This is a genomic window from Pseudomonas sp. H2_D02 (assembly GCF_054677635.1).
The window spans coordinates 5,995,438-6,010,630 of the sequence record NZ_CP162816.1 but is presented as its reverse complement, the minus strand read 5'-3'; the positions used below and the strand labels follow the sequence as shown (position 1 = coordinate 6,010,630).

Sequence of the window (15,193 nt, the reverse complement as noted above, 5' to 3'; positions counted from 1 at the left end):
TCTCAGGACTGCTTCGCAGTCCAACGGGGATAAATCCCCTCGCCACAAGCAAGCTCCCTCGCCACAAAAAGCAGCCGTGCTTGGTCAGACTGAGGCAGTCTCAGCCGGCGAAACAATACTGGTCTTGCCCCCACGGGACTTGCCGGAGCTCAAGTACTCGGCAATCGATTCCTGGGTCACTTCGCCCAGGAACACCCGCTCGGCGTCCAGCACCGGCAGCCACGAGCGATTGAACTCGTACATGCGCGACAGCAGGATCCGCAGGTGCTCGTCGTAGGCTGCGGTGGCGTTGAATTCCCGCAGGAATTGTCCGCAGGTACCGGTCTGACGGTGCAGGTCGCGACGACGCACATACCCTAGGGCCTTGTTCTCGGCACAGGTGACCACCACGTAGCGCCGGTCATGTTCGTCCATCAACTCCAGCGCCTCGCTCACCGGCGTTTCGGGGCTGACCGACGGGGCGTTGTCCGCCGCGTCTTCGGCCTTGACCAGCAGCAGGCGCTTGAGCGTGCTGTCCTGGCCGACGAAGTTGCTGACGAACTCGTCGGCCGGGTGCGCCAGCAACGTGTCCGGGTGATCGCACTGCACCAGCTTGCCGGCGCGGAAGATCGCGATCTTGTCCCCCAGCTTGATGGCCTCGTCGATGTCGTGGCTGACCATGATCACGGTCTTGTTCAGCGCCCGTTGCATCTCGAAGAACTCGTTCTGGATCATCTCGCGGTTGATCGGGTCGACCGCGCCGAACGGTTCGTCCATCAGCAACAGCGGCGCATCGGCCGCCAAGGCGCGGATCACACCGATCCGTTGCTGCTGGCCACCCGATAATTCACGCGGGTAGCGGTGCAGGTATTGCTTGGGTTCGAGCTTGATCATGCTCATCAATTCGCGGGCGCGGTCGTGGCACTTCTGTTTATCCCAGCCGAGCAGGCGCGGGACGACGGTGATGTTTTCCTCGATGGTCATGTTCGGGAACAGACCGATCTGCTGGATCACGTAGCCGATGTTGCGGCGCAGGGTCACTTCGTCGAGGCCGGTGGTGTCTTCGCCGTTGATCAAGACCTTGCCCGAAGTCGGCGGGATCAGCCGGTTGATCATCTTCAGCGTGGTGCTCTTGCCACAGCCCGACGGCCCGAGGAACACGCAGATCTCGCCTTCGTTGACGGTCAGGTTCACCGAGTCCACGGCTTTCACATCCTTGCCGTTGCTCTTGAAGGTTTTGCTGAGGTTTTGAAGTTCGATCATTTGAGGAGTCCTTTAGGAGTCAGCGAGCGTTGCAGCCATTGCAGAAGCAGGTCGGCGAAGATGGCCAGGAGACTGACCAGCACGGCGCCGACGATCAGCATCGACATGTCGCTGCGGCTGATGGAAGCGAGGATGAGCACACCTAGGCCACCGGCGCCGATGGTGGCGGCGATGGTCATGACACCGATGTTCATGACCACGGCGGTGCGCACGCCGGCCAGGATCACCGGCACGGCGATGGGCAGTTCGACCATGCGCAGGCGCTGGCCGAAGGTCATGCCGATGCCGCGGGCGGCTTCACGAATGCCCGGTTCGACGCCGGTCAGGGCCAGGTAGGTGTTGCGCATGATTGGCAACAACGAATAGAGAAACACCGCGGTAATCGCTGGCATCGGCCCCAGGCCCTGGCCGAATTTGGAGTAGAACGGCAACAGCAGGCCGAACAGGGCGATCGACGGAATCGTCAGCAGCACCGTGGCGCTGGCCTGCAACGGGCCGGCGAGCGTTGGGAAGCGGGTCATGAAAATGCCCAGCGGCACACCGATGACGATCGCCAGGGTCACGGCGATGCCCACCAGGGTGATGTGCTGCCAGGTCAGGTGCAGCACCAGCGGCCAGTCCAGATGGGAAAAGGCGTCAAGAAAATCCATGGCTTTTCCTCCAGGTCATTGGGTTGAGAGCAGCGAATGCTGGCGCAGGAAATCGGCGGCAACGGCGGAAGGGCTTTCATGATCGACGTCCACGCGAGCGTTGAGCTGGCGCATGGTTTCGTCGTCGAACAGCTCGGCCAGCGGCTTGAGCTGCGCGGCCAGTTGCGGGTGCGCGTCGAGGAACGCCTGGCGCACCACGGGCGCGGCGGTGTAGTCGGGGAAGTAATGCTTGTCATCTTCCAGCAGCTTCAGCTTGAAAGCGTTCAAGCGCCCATCGGTGGTGTAGACCAAGCCGGCGAATACCTGGCTGTTGCGCAGCGCGGTGTAGACCAGGCCCGCGTCCATCTGGCGGATATTTTTGCGGGTCAGGTTCATGCCGTACTGCTCGACCATGCCGGCCAGACCGTCGGAGCGATTGGCGAACTCGGTGTCCAGGGCCACCAGGTGGTTTTCGTCGGCCTCGGCCTGCAACATGGTGTTCAACTGGCTGATGGAATTGATCTGCGGGTACTTCTTCGCGACTTTTTCCGGCAAGGCCAAGGCGTAGGTGTTGCTGAATTTCGACGGCGTCAGCCAGACCAGGCCTTTTTTCGCGTCGAGTTCTTTTACTCGGGCATAGGACTGGGCGCTGTCGAGTTTCTCGGTGACATGGTTGTAGGCCACCAATGACACGCCTGTGTATTCCCAAAGCAAATCCAGTTGCCCGGTTTCATGGGCGCTACGGGCCAGGTTACTGCCCAGTCCGCCAGTGATTTGCGCGTCATAGCCTTTATTGCGCAGGTATTGCGCGGTGATTTCCGCCAGCAAGGTCTGCTCGGTGAACACCCGGGCGCCGAGGCGGATCAGCGGTTTTTCTGCGGCTTGGGCAACCCCTGCGAACAGCAGCAGGCAGCCCAGGATCAAGCTCAACTTCTTCATAACGATTCCTTTATCCAGCCAGGCTCAGGACGGTCGCAGACCGCGTTCCAGCCAGAGGCGGCTGGCCAGTGTCACCAGGCCGTCGAGCAGCAACGCGAGCAGGGCGGTGCAAGCGGCGCCGAGCAGCAATTGCGGCTGGTTGTTCAAGGCAATGCCAGGAAAGATCAGGCTGCCGAGGCTGTTGGCGCCGATCAAAAATGCCAGCGGGGCTGTGCCGACGTTGATCGCCAGGGCCACGCGCACGCCGCCGATGATGATCGGCACGGCGTTGGGCAATTCGACTTTCCACAGCACTTGGCGCGGGGTCATGCCGATGCCGACGGCGGCTTCCTTGAGGGACCCCTGGACGTTTTTCAGGCCTTCATAGGTGTTGCGCACGATGGGCAGCAACGAGGCGAGGAACAGGGCAAAGATGGCGGGCCCGCTGCCGATCCCCAGGATGCCGAGGGCGATGGCCAGCACAGCCAGGGGCGGAACGGTGTTGCCGATGTTGAACACTTGCATGAAGCGTTCGGCACGCCCGACCATGCCGGGGCGGCTGAGGGCGATGTCGGCGGGGATGCCGACGATCAGGGCCGCCAGCATGGAGGCCAGGACAAGCATCAGGTGCGCTTGCAGGTAGAACAGCAGATCGTCGCGGTAACGTTGGATCGTATCGATGCCGATCCAGTGGACCAACAGGGCAAGAAGGGCGACGACGACCGCACCCCCCATAAGCCCTTTGCCATAGCGGATAGCCACAGGCGGACTCCTTTGTCTTTCAGTCGGCGCACGCTTTCCCGGGCGGCAGACCCTCGTGGGTTGCCGGGAAAACGTTCGCGAGAAGCAGCTCTTTTCGAGGCCGGTAAAACGACGTCGAAGCGAGCCATGAGCGCAGCCTCGTCAGGCTAACTTGCTGATTTTCAAGGCCCTGACGGTTGCTCGTATCAGGGGGTGGACGCCTCCACGGGGCAAAAGGTTCCCATCCTGAGCAGCATTTGGCCACCCCGGATGTGCTCAACGGTTCGGTGCCTGGTACACGTTGGGCTATAGTTTCTGCCCTTTTTTTGACTCACTCGCCAGGCGATTTCCCATGACCAAACATCCCGTATGGAACTGGCCGGGATCGGGCAGGATTGGCGTTTCAAGGCTGATAACGGGGTCTGGCGTGTGGCTTTCGCGTTCGATCCGGAAAGGAAAGCAGTCCTGCTGGTGGGTGATGACAAGTCAGGCGGCAGCCAGAAAAAATTCTATAAGGACTTGATCAAGACAGCAGATGTCCGCTTTGACCGGCACCTGAGCACACTGAAGAAAGGGTAAGGCAATGGCTAAGTCAATCGACGAGATTATGAAAGGGCTTCCCGCGGCCCGTCGACAGAAGATCGAACAGCGCGGCGCAGAGCTCATTGCAGAACAGATGACCCTGCAGGAACTGCGCAAGGAGCTGAATCTCACGCAGGAGACTATGGCCGGTCTTCTCCACATGAAGCAAGGCAACGTCTCTAAAGTGGAGAAGCGTACCGACATGCTGCTCTCTACGCTGCGTGAATACGTTGAGGCTATGGGGGGAACGCTGGAATTGGTTGCCCGGCTTCCAGGTCGTGGCCCCGTGAAGCTGGAAGGTCTTCGTGACCTGAACGCGGACTTCAAGTAAGAAAAAAGGCCATCCAGACGGATGGCCTTTTGGTTTTTCAGTCAACCTCTTTCGGCGAGGGCGCAGTTCCAGCCAAGCGCTATCGGGCATCGTACCGAGCACTCCCGTCCGCCCTTTGTTACAATGCGCGGTTCCCTGTACTGGCCTGTGCAATCGGCCAAAAGCAAATTTTTTCAGTGTGTGCATAACAGCATGCACAATCGAGATTTTGAACGATGTCCGACAGCAAAATTGTCAATGAAGTCAATGCCAGACGCACGTTTGCCATTATTTCCCACCCCGATGCCGGTAAGACCACCATCACCGAGAAGCTCTTGCTGATGGGCAAGGCGATTGCGGTGGCCGGCACGGTGAAATCCCGCAAGTCCGACCGCCATGCCACTTCCGACTGGATGGAAATGGAAAAGCAGCGGGGTATCTCCATTACCACGTCGGTCATGCAGTTCCCGTATCGCGATCACATGATCAACCTGCTCGACACCCCGGGCCACGAAGACTTCTCCGAAGACACCTACCGCACCCTGACCGCGGTGGACTCGGCCTTGATGGTCCTCGACGGCGGTAAGGGCGTCGAGCCACGGACCATCGCGCTGATGGACGTCTGCCGTCTGCGTGATACGCCGATTGTCAGCTTCATCAACAAACTCGACCGCGACATCCGCGACCCGATCGAACTGCTCGACGAGATCGAAGCGGTCCTGAAGATCAAGGCCGCGCCGATCACCTGGCCGATCGGTTGCTACCGCGACTTCAAGGGCGTGTACCACCTGGCCGACGACTACATCATCGTCTACACCGCCGGTCACGGGCACGAGCGCACCGAGGTCAAGATCATCGAGAAGCTCGACTCCGACGAAGCCCGCGCCCACCTGGGCGACGAGTACGATCGTTTTGTCGAGCAACTGGAGCTGGTGCAGGGCGCCTGCCATGAATTCAACCAGCAGGAATTCATCGACGGCCAGCTGACCCCGGTGTTCTTCGGCACCGCCCTGGGCAACTTCGGCGTCGACCATGTGCTCGACGCCGTGGTCGATTGGGCCCCGCGCCCGCTGCCGCGTGTTGCCAACGAGCGCACCGTGGAGCCGGTGGAAGAGAAGTTCTCGGGCTTCGTGTTCAAGATCCAGGCGAACATGGACCCCAAGCACCGCGACCGCATCGCCTTCATGCGCATCTGCTCCGGCAAGTACGAAAAAGGCATGAAGATGCGCCATGTGCGCACCGGCAAGGACGTGCGCATCGGCGACGCCTTGACCTTCTTCTCCTCGGAGCGCGAGCAACTGGAAGAGGCCTTCGCCGGTGACATCATCGGCCTGCACAACCACGGCACCATCCAGATCGGCGACACCTTCACCGAAGGCGAGGCCTTGGGCTTCACTGGCATCCCGCACTTCGCCCCGGAACTGTTCCGCCGCGTGCGCCTGAAGGATCCGCTCAAGTCCAAGCAACTGCGCCAAGGCCTGCAGCAACTGGCCGAAGAGGGCGCCACCCAGGTGTTCTTCCCGGAGCGCAGCAACGACATCATCCTCGGCGCCGTCGGTGTGCTGCAGTTCGACGTCGTCGCCAGTCGCTTGAAAGAGGAATACAAGGTCGAGTGCTCCTACGAGCCGATCACCGTGTACTCGGCGCGTTGGGTCGAATGCGGTGATAAGAAGAAGCTCGAGGAATTCTCCAACAAGGCTGTGGAAAACCTTGCGCTGGATGGTGGTGGACATTTGACCTACCTGGCGCCTACGCGGGTGAACCTGGCGCTGATGGAAGAGCGCTGGCCAGACGTGAAATTCCGCGCGACGCGGGAGCATCACTAAGCAGTAAGTGTGACCCATTGTGGGAGCGAGCCTGCTCGCGATAGCGCTGGACCAGTCAGCATTTATGTTGAATGTGCCGCCGTCTTCGCGAGCAAGCTCGCTCCCACATTGGTTTTGTGTCAGATCCTCAATCTCCCGGTCAGCCACAATTTCCTGTGGGAGCGAGCTTGCTCGCGAAAGCGGTGGGTCGGCTTGCATGAAAGCGGGCTGGCGCACGGCTCGTCAGCCCTCTCTTTAGGGCCAGTCGCTAACGCGGATCGACGATATCCAGCGCCCGATTCGCCAGCAATTCACTCATCTCGATCACCTGAAGAATACCCATCGCAACCTGTCGGCGAGAGCCTTCAAGGTCGAATGCCAGGTCGCTGATCATGGCGTTGGCGGAGGCGAGGTTTTCGCTGAGGTTGGCGAGCAGGCTTTCGCTATCGACCCCTTCCACCACAGTGAAGAGCTGGCGCGCTGGCGGTTCTTTCTTGGCCTGTTCCGGCTTCAAGTAATAATCGAGCGCCCGCTCAGTGGCTTCGTGGAATTTTTCCGGGTCTAGGCTGGAATAGGCAGAGGTGGGGTCTGATTCGGGTGGGTTCGGTGTGGCTTTGAACATGGTGATGCTCCTATGGGAATAGAAGCCGCCAAGACCTGTCGCTAAACAGAATGGTGGCGACTGTACGCAGGTTAGCGAACCGGACATAGGCACCCGGTAGACCCGAAGGTCTCCCACATACAGCCGCCATAACGATTGCGGTGAGATCCCGCAATAAGGATGGCTGCTTACGTGCCTATGGTTCAGGTCGCTAAACCCGACCGCTGAATTTCAGCGACCCGGTAACCATAAAGACCCACCCCAAAGCGCACAAGCGGGCGGATTCTGGCTTAGTTGTAGGCAAAGGCGCAAGGCAACGTAGCCTCGGGACGAGCGTTCCGTGTTACCGGGTATTTGTCTGTAGGGCTCAATGCCCGGCGGCCCCAAAAGGGTTTTGGTTTGGCACTGCTTTGTGACCACACCCATTCAAATTGTGGGAGCGGGCTTGCTCGCGAAAGCGGTGGGGCAGCCTGCCTGGATACTGGATGTGCCGGCCTCTTCGCGAGCAAGCCCGCTCCCACAAGGGAGGTTTGTGGCGTTAGTAGATTTGGGGATAAGGCTTATTCGAAACCATTCTGTACAGCGACGGCATTTCTGGCTGTACGGGAGCGTCTTATCTGGTGAACCGGGCGGTTCAGAACTAGATTTTGTTGAGCGCCGTCGGGCCCCGGCTTTATCCGGAAAGAAGGAATTGGCTATGAATAAGCTTCTACGCATGATGTTGCTATTGAAGGTTTTGGTGATGTTGTCCCTGGGCTCCACCATCGCGTGGGCGGAATGTGATCAGCATGATCAGCACGCATCGAGTGGGCAGGTTGCGCAGGGTGAGTTGATGCTTGCCGCGACCGATGCGGACGCAGGCGATCCAGACGATGGCGAGGATGACGATGGTTCGCCGGTTGATCCGCCGGATGGTGATGAGGATGAAGAGGGCGATAGCCAGACGTAGGGCTATAGCCTAAAGAAAACCCCTCCAGCCCCAACTGATATTCAGTCGGGGCTGGCGGGGTTTTTTATGCCCGGCGCATGACCCAAGGTGAAATTTTACCTCTGTGGCGAGGGGATTTATCCCCGCTGGGCTGCGCAGCGGCCCCAAACCAGGCAACTCGGTGCGCCAGGAAGATTGAGTTCATTGCTTTAGGGCTGCTGCGCAGCCCAACGGGGATAAATCCCCTCGCCACAAGAGCTTATCTACCTTCTGCTTTATGCAGCGCCGTCGAGAAACCGCTCGGCGTAGTGACACGCCACCAGCCGGTTATCCAACGGGCGCAACGCCGGTTCCTCAGTCTTGCAACGCTCGGTCGCATACGGGCAGCGCTTGTGAAACGCGCAGCCGGACGGCGGGTTGAGCGGGTTGGGCAGTTCGCCGACGATCTTGATCTTCGGCTTGTTCGGGTCCGGGTGGATGGTCGGGGTGGCCGACAGCAGCGCCTGGGTGTACGGGTGCAGCGGGCGGCTGTAGATGGACTCGTTGGGGCCCATTTCCACCGGGCGGCCGAGGTACATCACCATCACGTCGTCGGCGACGTGCTGCACCACCGCCAGGTTGTGGGAAATGAACACGTAGGCGGTGTTGAACTCTTGCTGCAGGTCCATGAACAGGTTCAGCACCTGGGCCTGGATCGACACGTCCAGCGCCGACGTCGGTTCGTCCGCCACCAGCACCTTGGGTTGCAGCATCATGGCGCGGGCCAGGGCGATGCGCTGGCGCTGGCCGCCGGAGAACATGTGCGGGTAGCGCTGGTAATGCTCAGGGCGCAAGCCCACCTGCTTCATCATCGCCTGGACTTTCTCGCGCCGCTCGGTGGCCGACAGGTTGGTGTTGATCAGCAATGGCTCGGCCAGCTGATCACCGATTTTCTGCCGCGGGTTGAGGGACGCGTAAGGGCTCTGGAAGACCATCTGCACGTCTTTGCGCAGTTGCTTGCGTTCGGCCTTGTTGGCGCCGGCCACTTCCTGGCCGGCGATTTTCAAGGAGCCGGCGGACGGTTCTTCAATCAGCGTCAGGGCCCGGGCGAGGGTGGATTTGCCGCAACCGGATTCGCCCACCACGGCCAGGGTCTTGCCGGCTTCCAGTTCGAACGACACACCGTTGAGGGCGCGCACGGTCGCATGGCCCTTGAACATGCCACGGGACACTTCGTAATGACGGGTCAGGTCACGGGCGGTAAGTACGACGGCCATCACGCCACCTCCTGGTTCAGCGGGTAGAAGCAGCGGGCGAGGCTGTTGGATTTCGGATCGAGGGCCGGGCGTTGTTGACGGCAGTTGTCCTGCACGTACGGGCAGCGCGGCGACAGCAGGCAGCCTTGCGGGCGGTCGTAGCGACCGGGGACGATGCCGGGCAATGTCGCCAGGCGCTCGGCGCCCATGCTGTGTTCCGGAATCGCCGCCAGCAGCGCTTCACTGTAGGGGTGGGCCGGAATGTCGAACAGCTGCGGCACCTGGCCGACTTCCACGGCTTGGCCTGCGTACATCACGCACACGCGCTGGGCGGTTTCGGCGACGACGGCGAGGTCATGGGTGATCAGCACCAGGCCCATGTCCTGCTCTTTTTGCAGGGCCAGCAGCAGGTCCATGATCTGCGCCTGGATGGTCACGTCGAGGGCGGTGGTCGGTTCGTCGGCGATCAGCAGCTTCGGCTCACCGGCAATAGCCATGGCAATCGCCACGCGCTGGCTCATGCCGCCGGACAGTTGATGCGGATAGGCGTCCATGCGGCTGGCGGCGCCGGGGATCTCGACTTTTTCCAGCAGTTCGATGGCGCGCTTGCGGGCGGCCTTGCCGGACAACTTCAGGTGCAGGCGCAGCACTTCTTCGATCTGGAAACCCACGGTGTAGCTGGGGTTGAGCGCGGTCATCGGATCCTGGAAGACCATCGCCAGGTCCTTGCCGACGATCTGCTGGCGCTGGCGGTTGCTCAGCTTGAGCATGTTCTTGCCGTCGAAGTTCAGCGCATCGGCGGTGACGATGCCGGGGTGCTCGATCAGGCCCATCAGCGCCATCATGGTCACGGATTTACCCGAGCCCGATTCGCCGACGATCGCCAGGACTTCGCCTTTTTCCACACTCAGGTCCAGGCCGTCGACCACCGGCACGGCGGTGGCGTCGCCGAAGCGGACGTTGAGATTCTTGATTTCTAGCAGTGACATGGGAATCTCCTCAGGCGGCATTCTTGAGTTTCGGGTCCAGCGCATCGCGCAGCCCGTCGCCCATCAGGTTGATTGCCAGCACGCTGAGCAAAATGGTCAAGCCAGGCAGGCTCACGACCCACCAGGCGCGTTCGATGTAGTCGCGGGCCGAGGCCAGCATGGTGCCCCACTCCGGGGTAGGCGGCTGCACGCCGAGGCCGAGGAAACCCAGGGCGGCGGCGTCGAGGATCGCCGAGGAGAAGCTCAAGGTTGCCTGGACGATCAGCGGTGCCATGCAGTTGGGCAGCACGGTGATGAACATCAGGCGCGGCAGACCGGCACCGGCCAGGCGGGCGGCGGTCACGTAGTCGCGGTTCAGTTCGCCCATCACGGCGGCGCGGGTCAGGCGCACGTAGGATGGCAGCGAGACGATGGCGATGGCGATCACGGTGTTGATCAGGCCTGGGCCGAGGATGGCGACGATCGCCACGGCCAGCAGCAAGGATGGCAGGGCCAGCATGATGTCCATCAGGCGCATGATGGTCGGGCCGAGGATGCGCGGGAAGAACCCGGCGAACAGCCCCAGCAGGATGCCCGGGATCAACGACATCACCACCGACGACAAGCCGATCAGCAGCGACAGCCGCGAACCCTGGATCAGCCGCGACAGCAGGTCGCGGCCCAGTTCGTCGGTGCCCAGCAGGAATTGCATCTGCCCACCTTCCAGCCAGGCCGGCGGCGTCAGCAGGAAGTCGCGGTATTGCTCGCTCGGGTCGTGCGGCGCGACCCACGGGGCGAAGATCGCGCAGAACACGATCAGGATCATGAACAGCAGCCCGGCGACGGCGCCCTTGTTGCGGGAAAACGCGTGCCAGAATTCTTTGTACGGGGACGGGTACAGCAGGCTTTGATCGACTGCTACCGCGGTAGTTGGAGTACTCATGGTCTTGATCTCAGCGCTGGTGACGGATGCGTGGGTTGGCAAAGCCGTAGAGGATGTCCACGACGAAGTTGACCAGAATCACCAGGCAGGCGATTAACAGGATGCCGTTCTGCACCACGGGATAGTCCCGGGCGCCGATGGCTTCGATCAGCCACTTGCCGATGCCCGGCCAGGAGAAGATCGTTTCGGTCAGGACCGCGCCGGCCAGCAGCGTGCCGACTTGCAGGCCGACCACGGTCAGCACCGGGATCAGCGCGTTGCGCAGGCCGTGGACGAACACCACGCGCGACGGCGACAGGCCCTTGGCCTTGGCGGTGCGGATGTAGTCTTCGCGCAGTACTTCGAGCATCGAAGAGCGGGTCATGCGGGCGATCACCGCCAGCGGAATGGTGCCCAGCACGATGGCCGGCAGGATCAGGTGATGCAGGGCATCGAGGAACGCGCCCGGCTCGTCGGCCAGCAGCGTGTCGATCAGCATGAAGCCGGTTTTCGGCTCGATGTCGTAGAGCAGGTCGATCCGTCCCGACACCGGCGTCCAGCCCAGGGACACCGAGAAGAACATGATCAGGATCAGGCCCCACCAGAAGATCGGCATCGAATACCCCGCCAGGGAGATGCCCATCACCCCATGGTCGAACAGGGATCCTCGCTTGAGTGCCGCGATCACCCCGGCCAGCAGGCCCAGGATACCGGCGAATAACAGCGCGGCCATGGACAGTTCCAGGGTCGCGGGAAACAGTGAGCTGAACTCGGTCCATACGCTTTCACGGGTGCGCAGCGATTCGCCGAGGTCGCCGTGGGCCAGTTTGCCGATGTAGTCCAGGTACTGGGCATACAGCGGTTTGTTGAGGCCAAGGCGTTCCATTGCCTGTGCATGCATTTCGGGATCGACCCGACGTTCGCCCATCATCACTTCCACGGGGTCGCCGGGGATCATGCGAATCAACGCGAAGGTCAGCAAGGTGATGCCGAAGAACGTGGGGATCAATAATCCCAGTCGGCGGGCAATAAAACTAAACATCTTCAGGTGTACCTCATCAGCCGGTTAGGCGTGCCCGGCAATCCTTTGGTGAAGGTTGCCGGGCGTTTTCTTATCTACTTCACCTGGGTGGTGGCGAAGTTGTTGGTGGTGAGCGGGCTAATCACGTAGCCCTCTACGTTGTTGCGCATTGCCGTGAACATCCGAGTGTGGGCCATGCTGATCCATGGCTGGTCCTGGTTGAAAATCACCTGGGCCTGCTCATAGAGTTTGGCGCGCTCCTCGGGGTTCACTGTGGCGCGTGCCTGGTCGAGCAGCGCCTGGAATTTCTCGTTGCACCAGCGCGCGTAGTTTTCGCCGTTCTTGGCGGCCTCGCAACTGAGCATAGGCGTCAGGAAGTTATCCGGGTCGCCGTTGTCGCCCGCCCATCCGGCGGACACCATGTCGTGCTCGCCGTTTTTCGCGCGCTTGAGCATTTCGCCCCATTCCATCACGCGGATGTCGACCTTGATCCCGACTTTTGCCAGGTCGGACTGCATCATCTGCGCGCCGAGCATCGGGTTGGGGTTGGTCGGGCCGCCGCCGTTGCGGGTAAACAGGGTGAACACGGTGCCTTCCGGCACGCCGGCTTCCTTGAGCAATTGGCGGGCCTTGTCGAGGTCGCGGGCCGGGTTCTTCAGATCGTGGTTGTAGCCCAGCAGGGTCGGCGGGTAGGGGTTGACCGCCGCGGTGGCGTTGCCCTTGCCGAACAGCGCGTTGACGTAGGCTTCCTTGTCGAAGGCCAGGTCGATGGCTTTGCGCACCCGCACGTCGCTCATGTATTTGTGGCTGGTATTCATGGCGGTGTAGGAGACGGTCATCGCGTCCAGCTCGGTGACCTTCAGGTTCGGGTCTTTCTTGATGCTGGGGATGTCATCGGGCTTGGGGTACAGCGCGATCTGGCACTCGTTGGTCTTGAGTTTCTGCATGCGCACGTTGTTGTCGGTGGCGATGGCCAATACCAGCGCATCGGCTGGCGGCTTGCCACGGAAGTAGTCCGGGTTGGCCTTGAAGCGAACCTGGGCGTCCTTGTTGTAGCGCTGGAACACGAACGGGCCGGTGCCGATCGGCTTGCTGTTGAGGTCGCCGGTTTTGCCTGCCTTGAGCAACTGGTCGGCATATTCGGCCGGGTAGATCGAGGAGAAGGCCATGGCGATGTCGGCCAGGAACGGCGCTTCGCGGCGGGTCAGGGTGAACTTGACCGTGTGCTCGTCGACTTTCTCGACGTTTTTCAGCAGTTCCTTGAAGCCCATGCTTTCAAAGTACGGGAAGCCCACGCTCGACAGTTTGTGCCACGGGTGGTTCGGGTCCAGCTGGCGCTGGAAACTCCAGACCACATCGTCGGCGTTCATGTCGCGGGTCGGCTTGAAGTATTCGGTGGTGTGGAACTTGACGCCCTTGCGCAGGTGGAAGGTGTAGGTCAGGCCGTCGTCACTGATGTCCCAGGATTCGGCCAGGGCCGGAATCACTTCGGTGGTGCCGGGCTTGAAGTCGGCCAGGCGATTGAAAATGGTTTCCGCCACGGCATCGGCGGTGACTGCAGTCGTGTACTGGACCATGTCGAAGCCTTCCGGGCTGGCTTCTGTGCAAACCACCAGGGGCTTGGCGGTGGCGCCAACGGCGACACTCAGCAGCGCGGCGGCGATGGCGGCGCGTAGGGGGATCATGTTCATCGTCAATCCTCTGCAATCGGGTAATTGGCAAAAGACCGGGCGGGCGACCTTGTGAGTCGCCCGCCCGGTGGCAGTTTAGAGAATGTTGAACGGGATGGTGGTGACCAGGCGGAACTCGTTGAGGCTGCCGTCGGCCTGGTTTTCGCTGGCGCGGTGTGCGGTGTAGGTCGCACGGATCGCGGTGGCTTTCAGAGGGCCGCTCTGTACGGCATAGGACGCGCCGACGCCGTATTCATAGTGGTGCTCACCGTCCATGGCCCGCACGTCGCTATAACCGGTGCTGTTGTAGTGCGTGCCGTCGATGCCCCAGCCGCGCGCCTGGTAGATGTTGAACTTCAGGCCTGGTACGCCGTATTCGGCCATGTTCAGGCCATAGGCGATCTGGAAGGATTTCTCGTTCGGGCCGTTGAAGTCCGACAGCAGGGAGTTGGCCAGGTAGATGCCGTTGGTTTCGTGCAGGTAGTCGAAGTACTCGTTACCGTTCACTTCCTGGTATGAGAAGGTCAGGCTGTGGGCCTGGTGCGTCAGACCGAACGACAGGGAATAGGTGTCGTTGTCGATTTCACCCAGCTTGCTTTTGCCCGAATCCACGGTCTTGTAGTAGTTCAGGCCGGTGGTCAGGCTCAGTACCGAGCTGTCGCCCAGCTCGTGGGTGGCGCCGAAGTAGTACTGGTTCCACATGTCCTCGGCCTGGGTCGCCCAGAGGCTGGTCTTCAGGCTGGCCAGTGGCTGGTAAGTGATACCGGCGGTGTTGACGTGATCGGTCTCGACGCTGCTGTCACCGTATTCGGAGCGGAACTTACGCTGGCTCTCTTCGGTACGTGGCGAGTTGCGGTCGAAGGTGGCGATGTCGAAGCCCAGGTTTTCGAACTCTTCGCTGTGCAGGCTCACACCTTGGAAGCTGGAAGGCAGGGCACGGTTGCCGATGACGTCGACCATCGGGCTGCTGAAGTTCTGGCGGCCGGCGGTCAGGGTGGTGTTGGACACGCGGGCCTTGACGTTGGCCAGGCCCAGTTTGCTCCACTGGCCCACAGCGTCGCCGCCTTCATGGGTCAGGGTACGGTTGTTGCCGGCCCCAGGACGGGTGGTCGGTGCACCGCCATTGTTGGACGCCAGGTCCTTGCGATCCCGGTCGAGGGCGATGGCATTGTAGGCCGCCACTTCGGTGCTGAAGCCTACGGTGCCTTCGGTGAAGCCCGAGTTGTACTTGATGATGGTGCCTTGCAGCCAGTTGATACGGCGATCGGTCTCGCGTGCTTCGCCGTTTTTGCGATAGGTGAGTTTCGTGCCGCGCTTGAATTGCTCGTTGGCGTACCAGTTGCGCGTGCTACCCGTGACGGATTGGCCGTCGATGAAGCCCTTGGCTTCGCTTTGCTCGCTGGTGGTCTTGAGGGTCACTGGGGTGACTGCCTGGCTCTGGGATTCAGCGTAAGCCGTGGCCGTAACGCTGCTGATGGCCAAGGCCAGTATCGCGGTGCTGCTCAGTTTCATCGGTAACGCTCCTTTTCTTTCTTTTTCATGCCGTTCTTTTTTGGTGATACGGCTATCGGTTTGGAACTCATTTCCAGCTTGCAAACGTTTGCTTGGCGCCTGATTGGCG

At 61.1% G+C, this 15,193-nt stretch carries 15 protein-coding genes; 4 read left to right on the top strand and 11 right to left on the bottom strand.

What is annotated here, in order from left to right; translation table 11 throughout:
* Positions 1-84: 84 nt before the first annotated feature.
* The 4 genes from AB4N42_RS27550 to AB4N42_RS27535 are packed head-to-tail and all read right to left on the bottom strand — an operon-like array spanning position 85 to position 3,524.
* Entirely contained in the window at positions 85-1,242 is a 1,158-nt protein-coding gene (locus AB4N42_RS27550) for an osmoprotectant ABC transporter ATP-binding protein OsmV (RefSeq protein ID WP_198797779.1), read from the bottom strand.
* A complete protein-coding gene (locus AB4N42_RS27545) occupies positions 1,239-1,892 on the bottom strand; it encodes an ABC transporter permease (RefSeq protein WP_217861245.1) in 654 nt (217 codons plus the stop codon). Before AB4N42_RS27545 ends, AB4N42_RS27550 begins: the two co-directional genes overlap by 4 nt.
* A 15-nt stretch (positions 1,893-1,907) precedes the next feature.
* The gene (locus AB4N42_RS27540) at positions 1,908-2,810 is read right to left on the bottom strand and encodes a glycine betaine ABC transporter substrate-binding protein (protein ID WP_460115599.1); all 903 of its coding nucleotides are present in this window, start codon (positions 2,808-2,810) and stop codon (positions 1,908-1,910) included.
* Positions 2,811-2,834: 24 nt separating this feature from the next.
* Positions 2,835-3,524 carry an ABC transporter permease gene (locus AB4N42_RS27535; protein ID WP_460116422.1) on the bottom strand — a complete coding sequence of 230 codons (690 nt, stop codon included), beginning with the start codon at positions 3,522-3,524 and terminating at the stop codon, positions 2,835-2,837.
* Positions 3,525-3,899: 375 nt separating this feature from the next.
* Between AB4N42_RS27535 and AB4N42_RS27530 the strand changes: the two genes are divergently transcribed.
* The 3 genes from AB4N42_RS27530 (at position 3,900) to AB4N42_RS27520 (ending at position 6,248) form a co-directional block, all read left to right on the top strand.
* Entirely contained in the window at positions 3,900-4,109 is a 210-nt protein-coding gene (locus AB4N42_RS27530) for a type II toxin-antitoxin system RelE/ParE family toxin (protein WP_080628550.1), read from the top strand.
* A 4-nt stretch (positions 4,110-4,113) separates the two neighbouring features.
* Entirely contained in the window at positions 4,114-4,443 is a 330-nt protein-coding gene (locus AB4N42_RS27525) for an XRE family transcriptional regulator (RefSeq protein ID WP_030139816.1), read from the top strand.
* A 215-nt stretch (positions 4,444-4,658) separates the two neighbouring features.
* Positions 4,659-6,248, top strand: a complete 1,590-nt coding sequence (locus tag AB4N42_RS27520; RefSeq protein ID WP_030139817.1) for a peptide chain release factor 3 — start codon at positions 4,659-4,661, stop codon at positions 6,246-6,248.
* 247 nt (positions 6,249-6,495) lie between these two features.
* Here AB4N42_RS27520 and AB4N42_RS27515 read toward each other — a convergent pair whose 3' ends face one another.
* Positions 6,496-6,849 (bottom strand): DUF6124 family protein, encoded by a 354-nt coding sequence (locus tag AB4N42_RS27515; protein ID WP_030139818.1) that lies wholly within the window; start codon positions 6,847-6,849, stop codon positions 6,496-6,498.
* 676 nt (positions 6,850-7,525) lie between these two features.
* Here AB4N42_RS27515 and AB4N42_RS27510 point away from each other — a divergent pair.
* Entirely contained in the window at positions 7,526-7,777 is a 252-nt protein-coding gene (locus tag AB4N42_RS27510; RefSeq protein ID WP_030139819.1) for a hypothetical protein, read from the top strand.
* A gap of 254 nt (positions 7,778-8,031) precedes the next feature.
* On the opposite strand, the gene AB4N42_RS27505 is transcribed toward AB4N42_RS27510, so the two are convergent.
* From AB4N42_RS27505 to AB4N42_RS27480, 6 genes are all read right to left on the bottom strand, one after another.
* Positions 8,032-9,012: a peptide ABC transporter ATP-binding protein gene (locus tag AB4N42_RS27505; protein WP_030139820.1), complete on the bottom strand. Its 981-nt coding sequence runs from the start codon at positions 9,010-9,012 to the stop codon at positions 8,032-8,034.
* On the bottom strand, positions 9,012-9,980 hold the full coding sequence (locus AB4N42_RS27500) for an ABC transporter ATP-binding protein (RefSeq protein WP_460115598.1): 969 nt from the start codon (positions 9,978-9,980) through the stop codon (positions 9,012-9,014). Before AB4N42_RS27500 ends, AB4N42_RS27505 begins: the two co-directional genes overlap by 1 nt.
* 10 nt (positions 9,981-9,990) lie before the next feature.
* Positions 9,991-10,902: an ABC transporter permease subunit gene (locus AB4N42_RS27495; protein ID WP_030139821.1), complete on the bottom strand. Its 912-nt coding sequence runs from the start codon at positions 10,900-10,902 to the stop codon at positions 9,991-9,993.
* A 10-nt stretch (positions 10,903-10,912) separates the two neighbouring features.
* Positions 10,913-11,923 (bottom strand): ABC transporter permease subunit, encoded by a 1,011-nt coding sequence (locus AB4N42_RS27490; RefSeq protein ID WP_030139822.1) that lies wholly within the window; start codon positions 11,921-11,923, stop codon positions 10,913-10,915.
* Between the two features lie 74 nt (positions 11,924-11,997).
* On the bottom strand, positions 11,998-13,593 hold the full coding sequence (locus AB4N42_RS27485) for an ABC transporter substrate-binding protein (RefSeq protein ID WP_030139823.1): 1,596 nt from the start codon (positions 13,591-13,593) through the stop codon (positions 11,998-12,000).
* Positions 13,594-13,668: 75 nt separating this feature from the next.
* Positions 13,669-15,084: an OprD family porin gene (locus AB4N42_RS27480; RefSeq protein WP_198797775.1), complete on the bottom strand. Its 1,416-nt coding sequence runs from the start codon at positions 15,082-15,084 to the stop codon at positions 13,669-13,671.
* Between the last annotated feature and the right edge of the window lie 109 nt (positions 15,085-15,193).

Coding starts and splice junctions, on each gene's coding strand:
- AB4N42_RS27550 (WP_198797779.1), bottom strand. CDS start 1,242: ATGATCGAACTTCAAAACCTCAGCAAAACCTTCAAGAGCAACGGCAAG.
- AB4N42_RS27545 (WP_217861245.1), bottom strand. CDS start 1,892: ATGGATTTTCTTGACGCCTTTTCCCATCTGGACTGGCCGCTGGTGCTG.
- AB4N42_RS27540 (WP_460115599.1), bottom strand. CDS start 2,810: ATGAAGAAGTTGAGCTTGATCCTGGGCTGCCTGCTGCTGTTCGCAGGG.
- AB4N42_RS27535 (WP_460116422.1), bottom strand. CDS start 3,524: ATGGGGGGTGCGGTCGTCGTCGCCCTTCTTGCCCTGTTGGTCCACTGG.
- AB4N42_RS27530 (WP_080628550.1), top strand. CDS start 3,900: ATGGAACTGGCCGGGATCGGGCAGGATTGGCGTTTCAAGGCTGATAAC.
- AB4N42_RS27525 (WP_030139816.1), top strand. CDS start 4,114: ATGGCTAAGTCAATCGACGAGATTATGAAAGGGCTTCCCGCGGCCCGT.
- AB4N42_RS27520 (WP_030139817.1), top strand. CDS start 4,659: ATGTCCGACAGCAAAATTGTCAATGAAGTCAATGCCAGACGCACGTTT.
- AB4N42_RS27515 (WP_030139818.1), bottom strand. CDS start 6,849: ATGTTCAAAGCCACACCGAACCCACCCGAATCAGACCCCACCTCTGCC.
- AB4N42_RS27510 (WP_030139819.1), top strand. CDS start 7,526: ATGAATAAGCTTCTACGCATGATGTTGCTATTGAAGGTTTTGGTGATG.
- AB4N42_RS27505 (WP_030139820.1), bottom strand. CDS start 9,012: ATGGCCGTCGTACTTACCGCCCGTGACCTGACCCGTCATTACGAAGTG.
- AB4N42_RS27500 (WP_460115598.1), bottom strand. CDS start 9,980: ATGTCACTGCTAGAAATCAAGAATCTCAACGTCCGCTTCGGCGACGCC.
- AB4N42_RS27495 (WP_030139821.1), bottom strand. CDS start 10,902: ATGAGTACTCCAACTACCGCGGTAGCAGTCGATCAAAGCCTGCTGTAC.
- AB4N42_RS27490 (WP_030139822.1), bottom strand. CDS start 11,923: ATGTTTAGTTTTATTGCCCGCCGACTGGGATTATTGATCCCCACGTTC.
- AB4N42_RS27485 (WP_030139823.1), bottom strand. CDS start 13,593: ATGAACATGATCCCCCTACGCGCCGCCATCGCCGCCGCGCTGCTGAGT.
- AB4N42_RS27480 (WP_198797775.1), bottom strand. CDS start 15,084: ATGAAACTGAGCAGCACCGCGATACTGGCCTTGGCCATCAGCAGCGTT.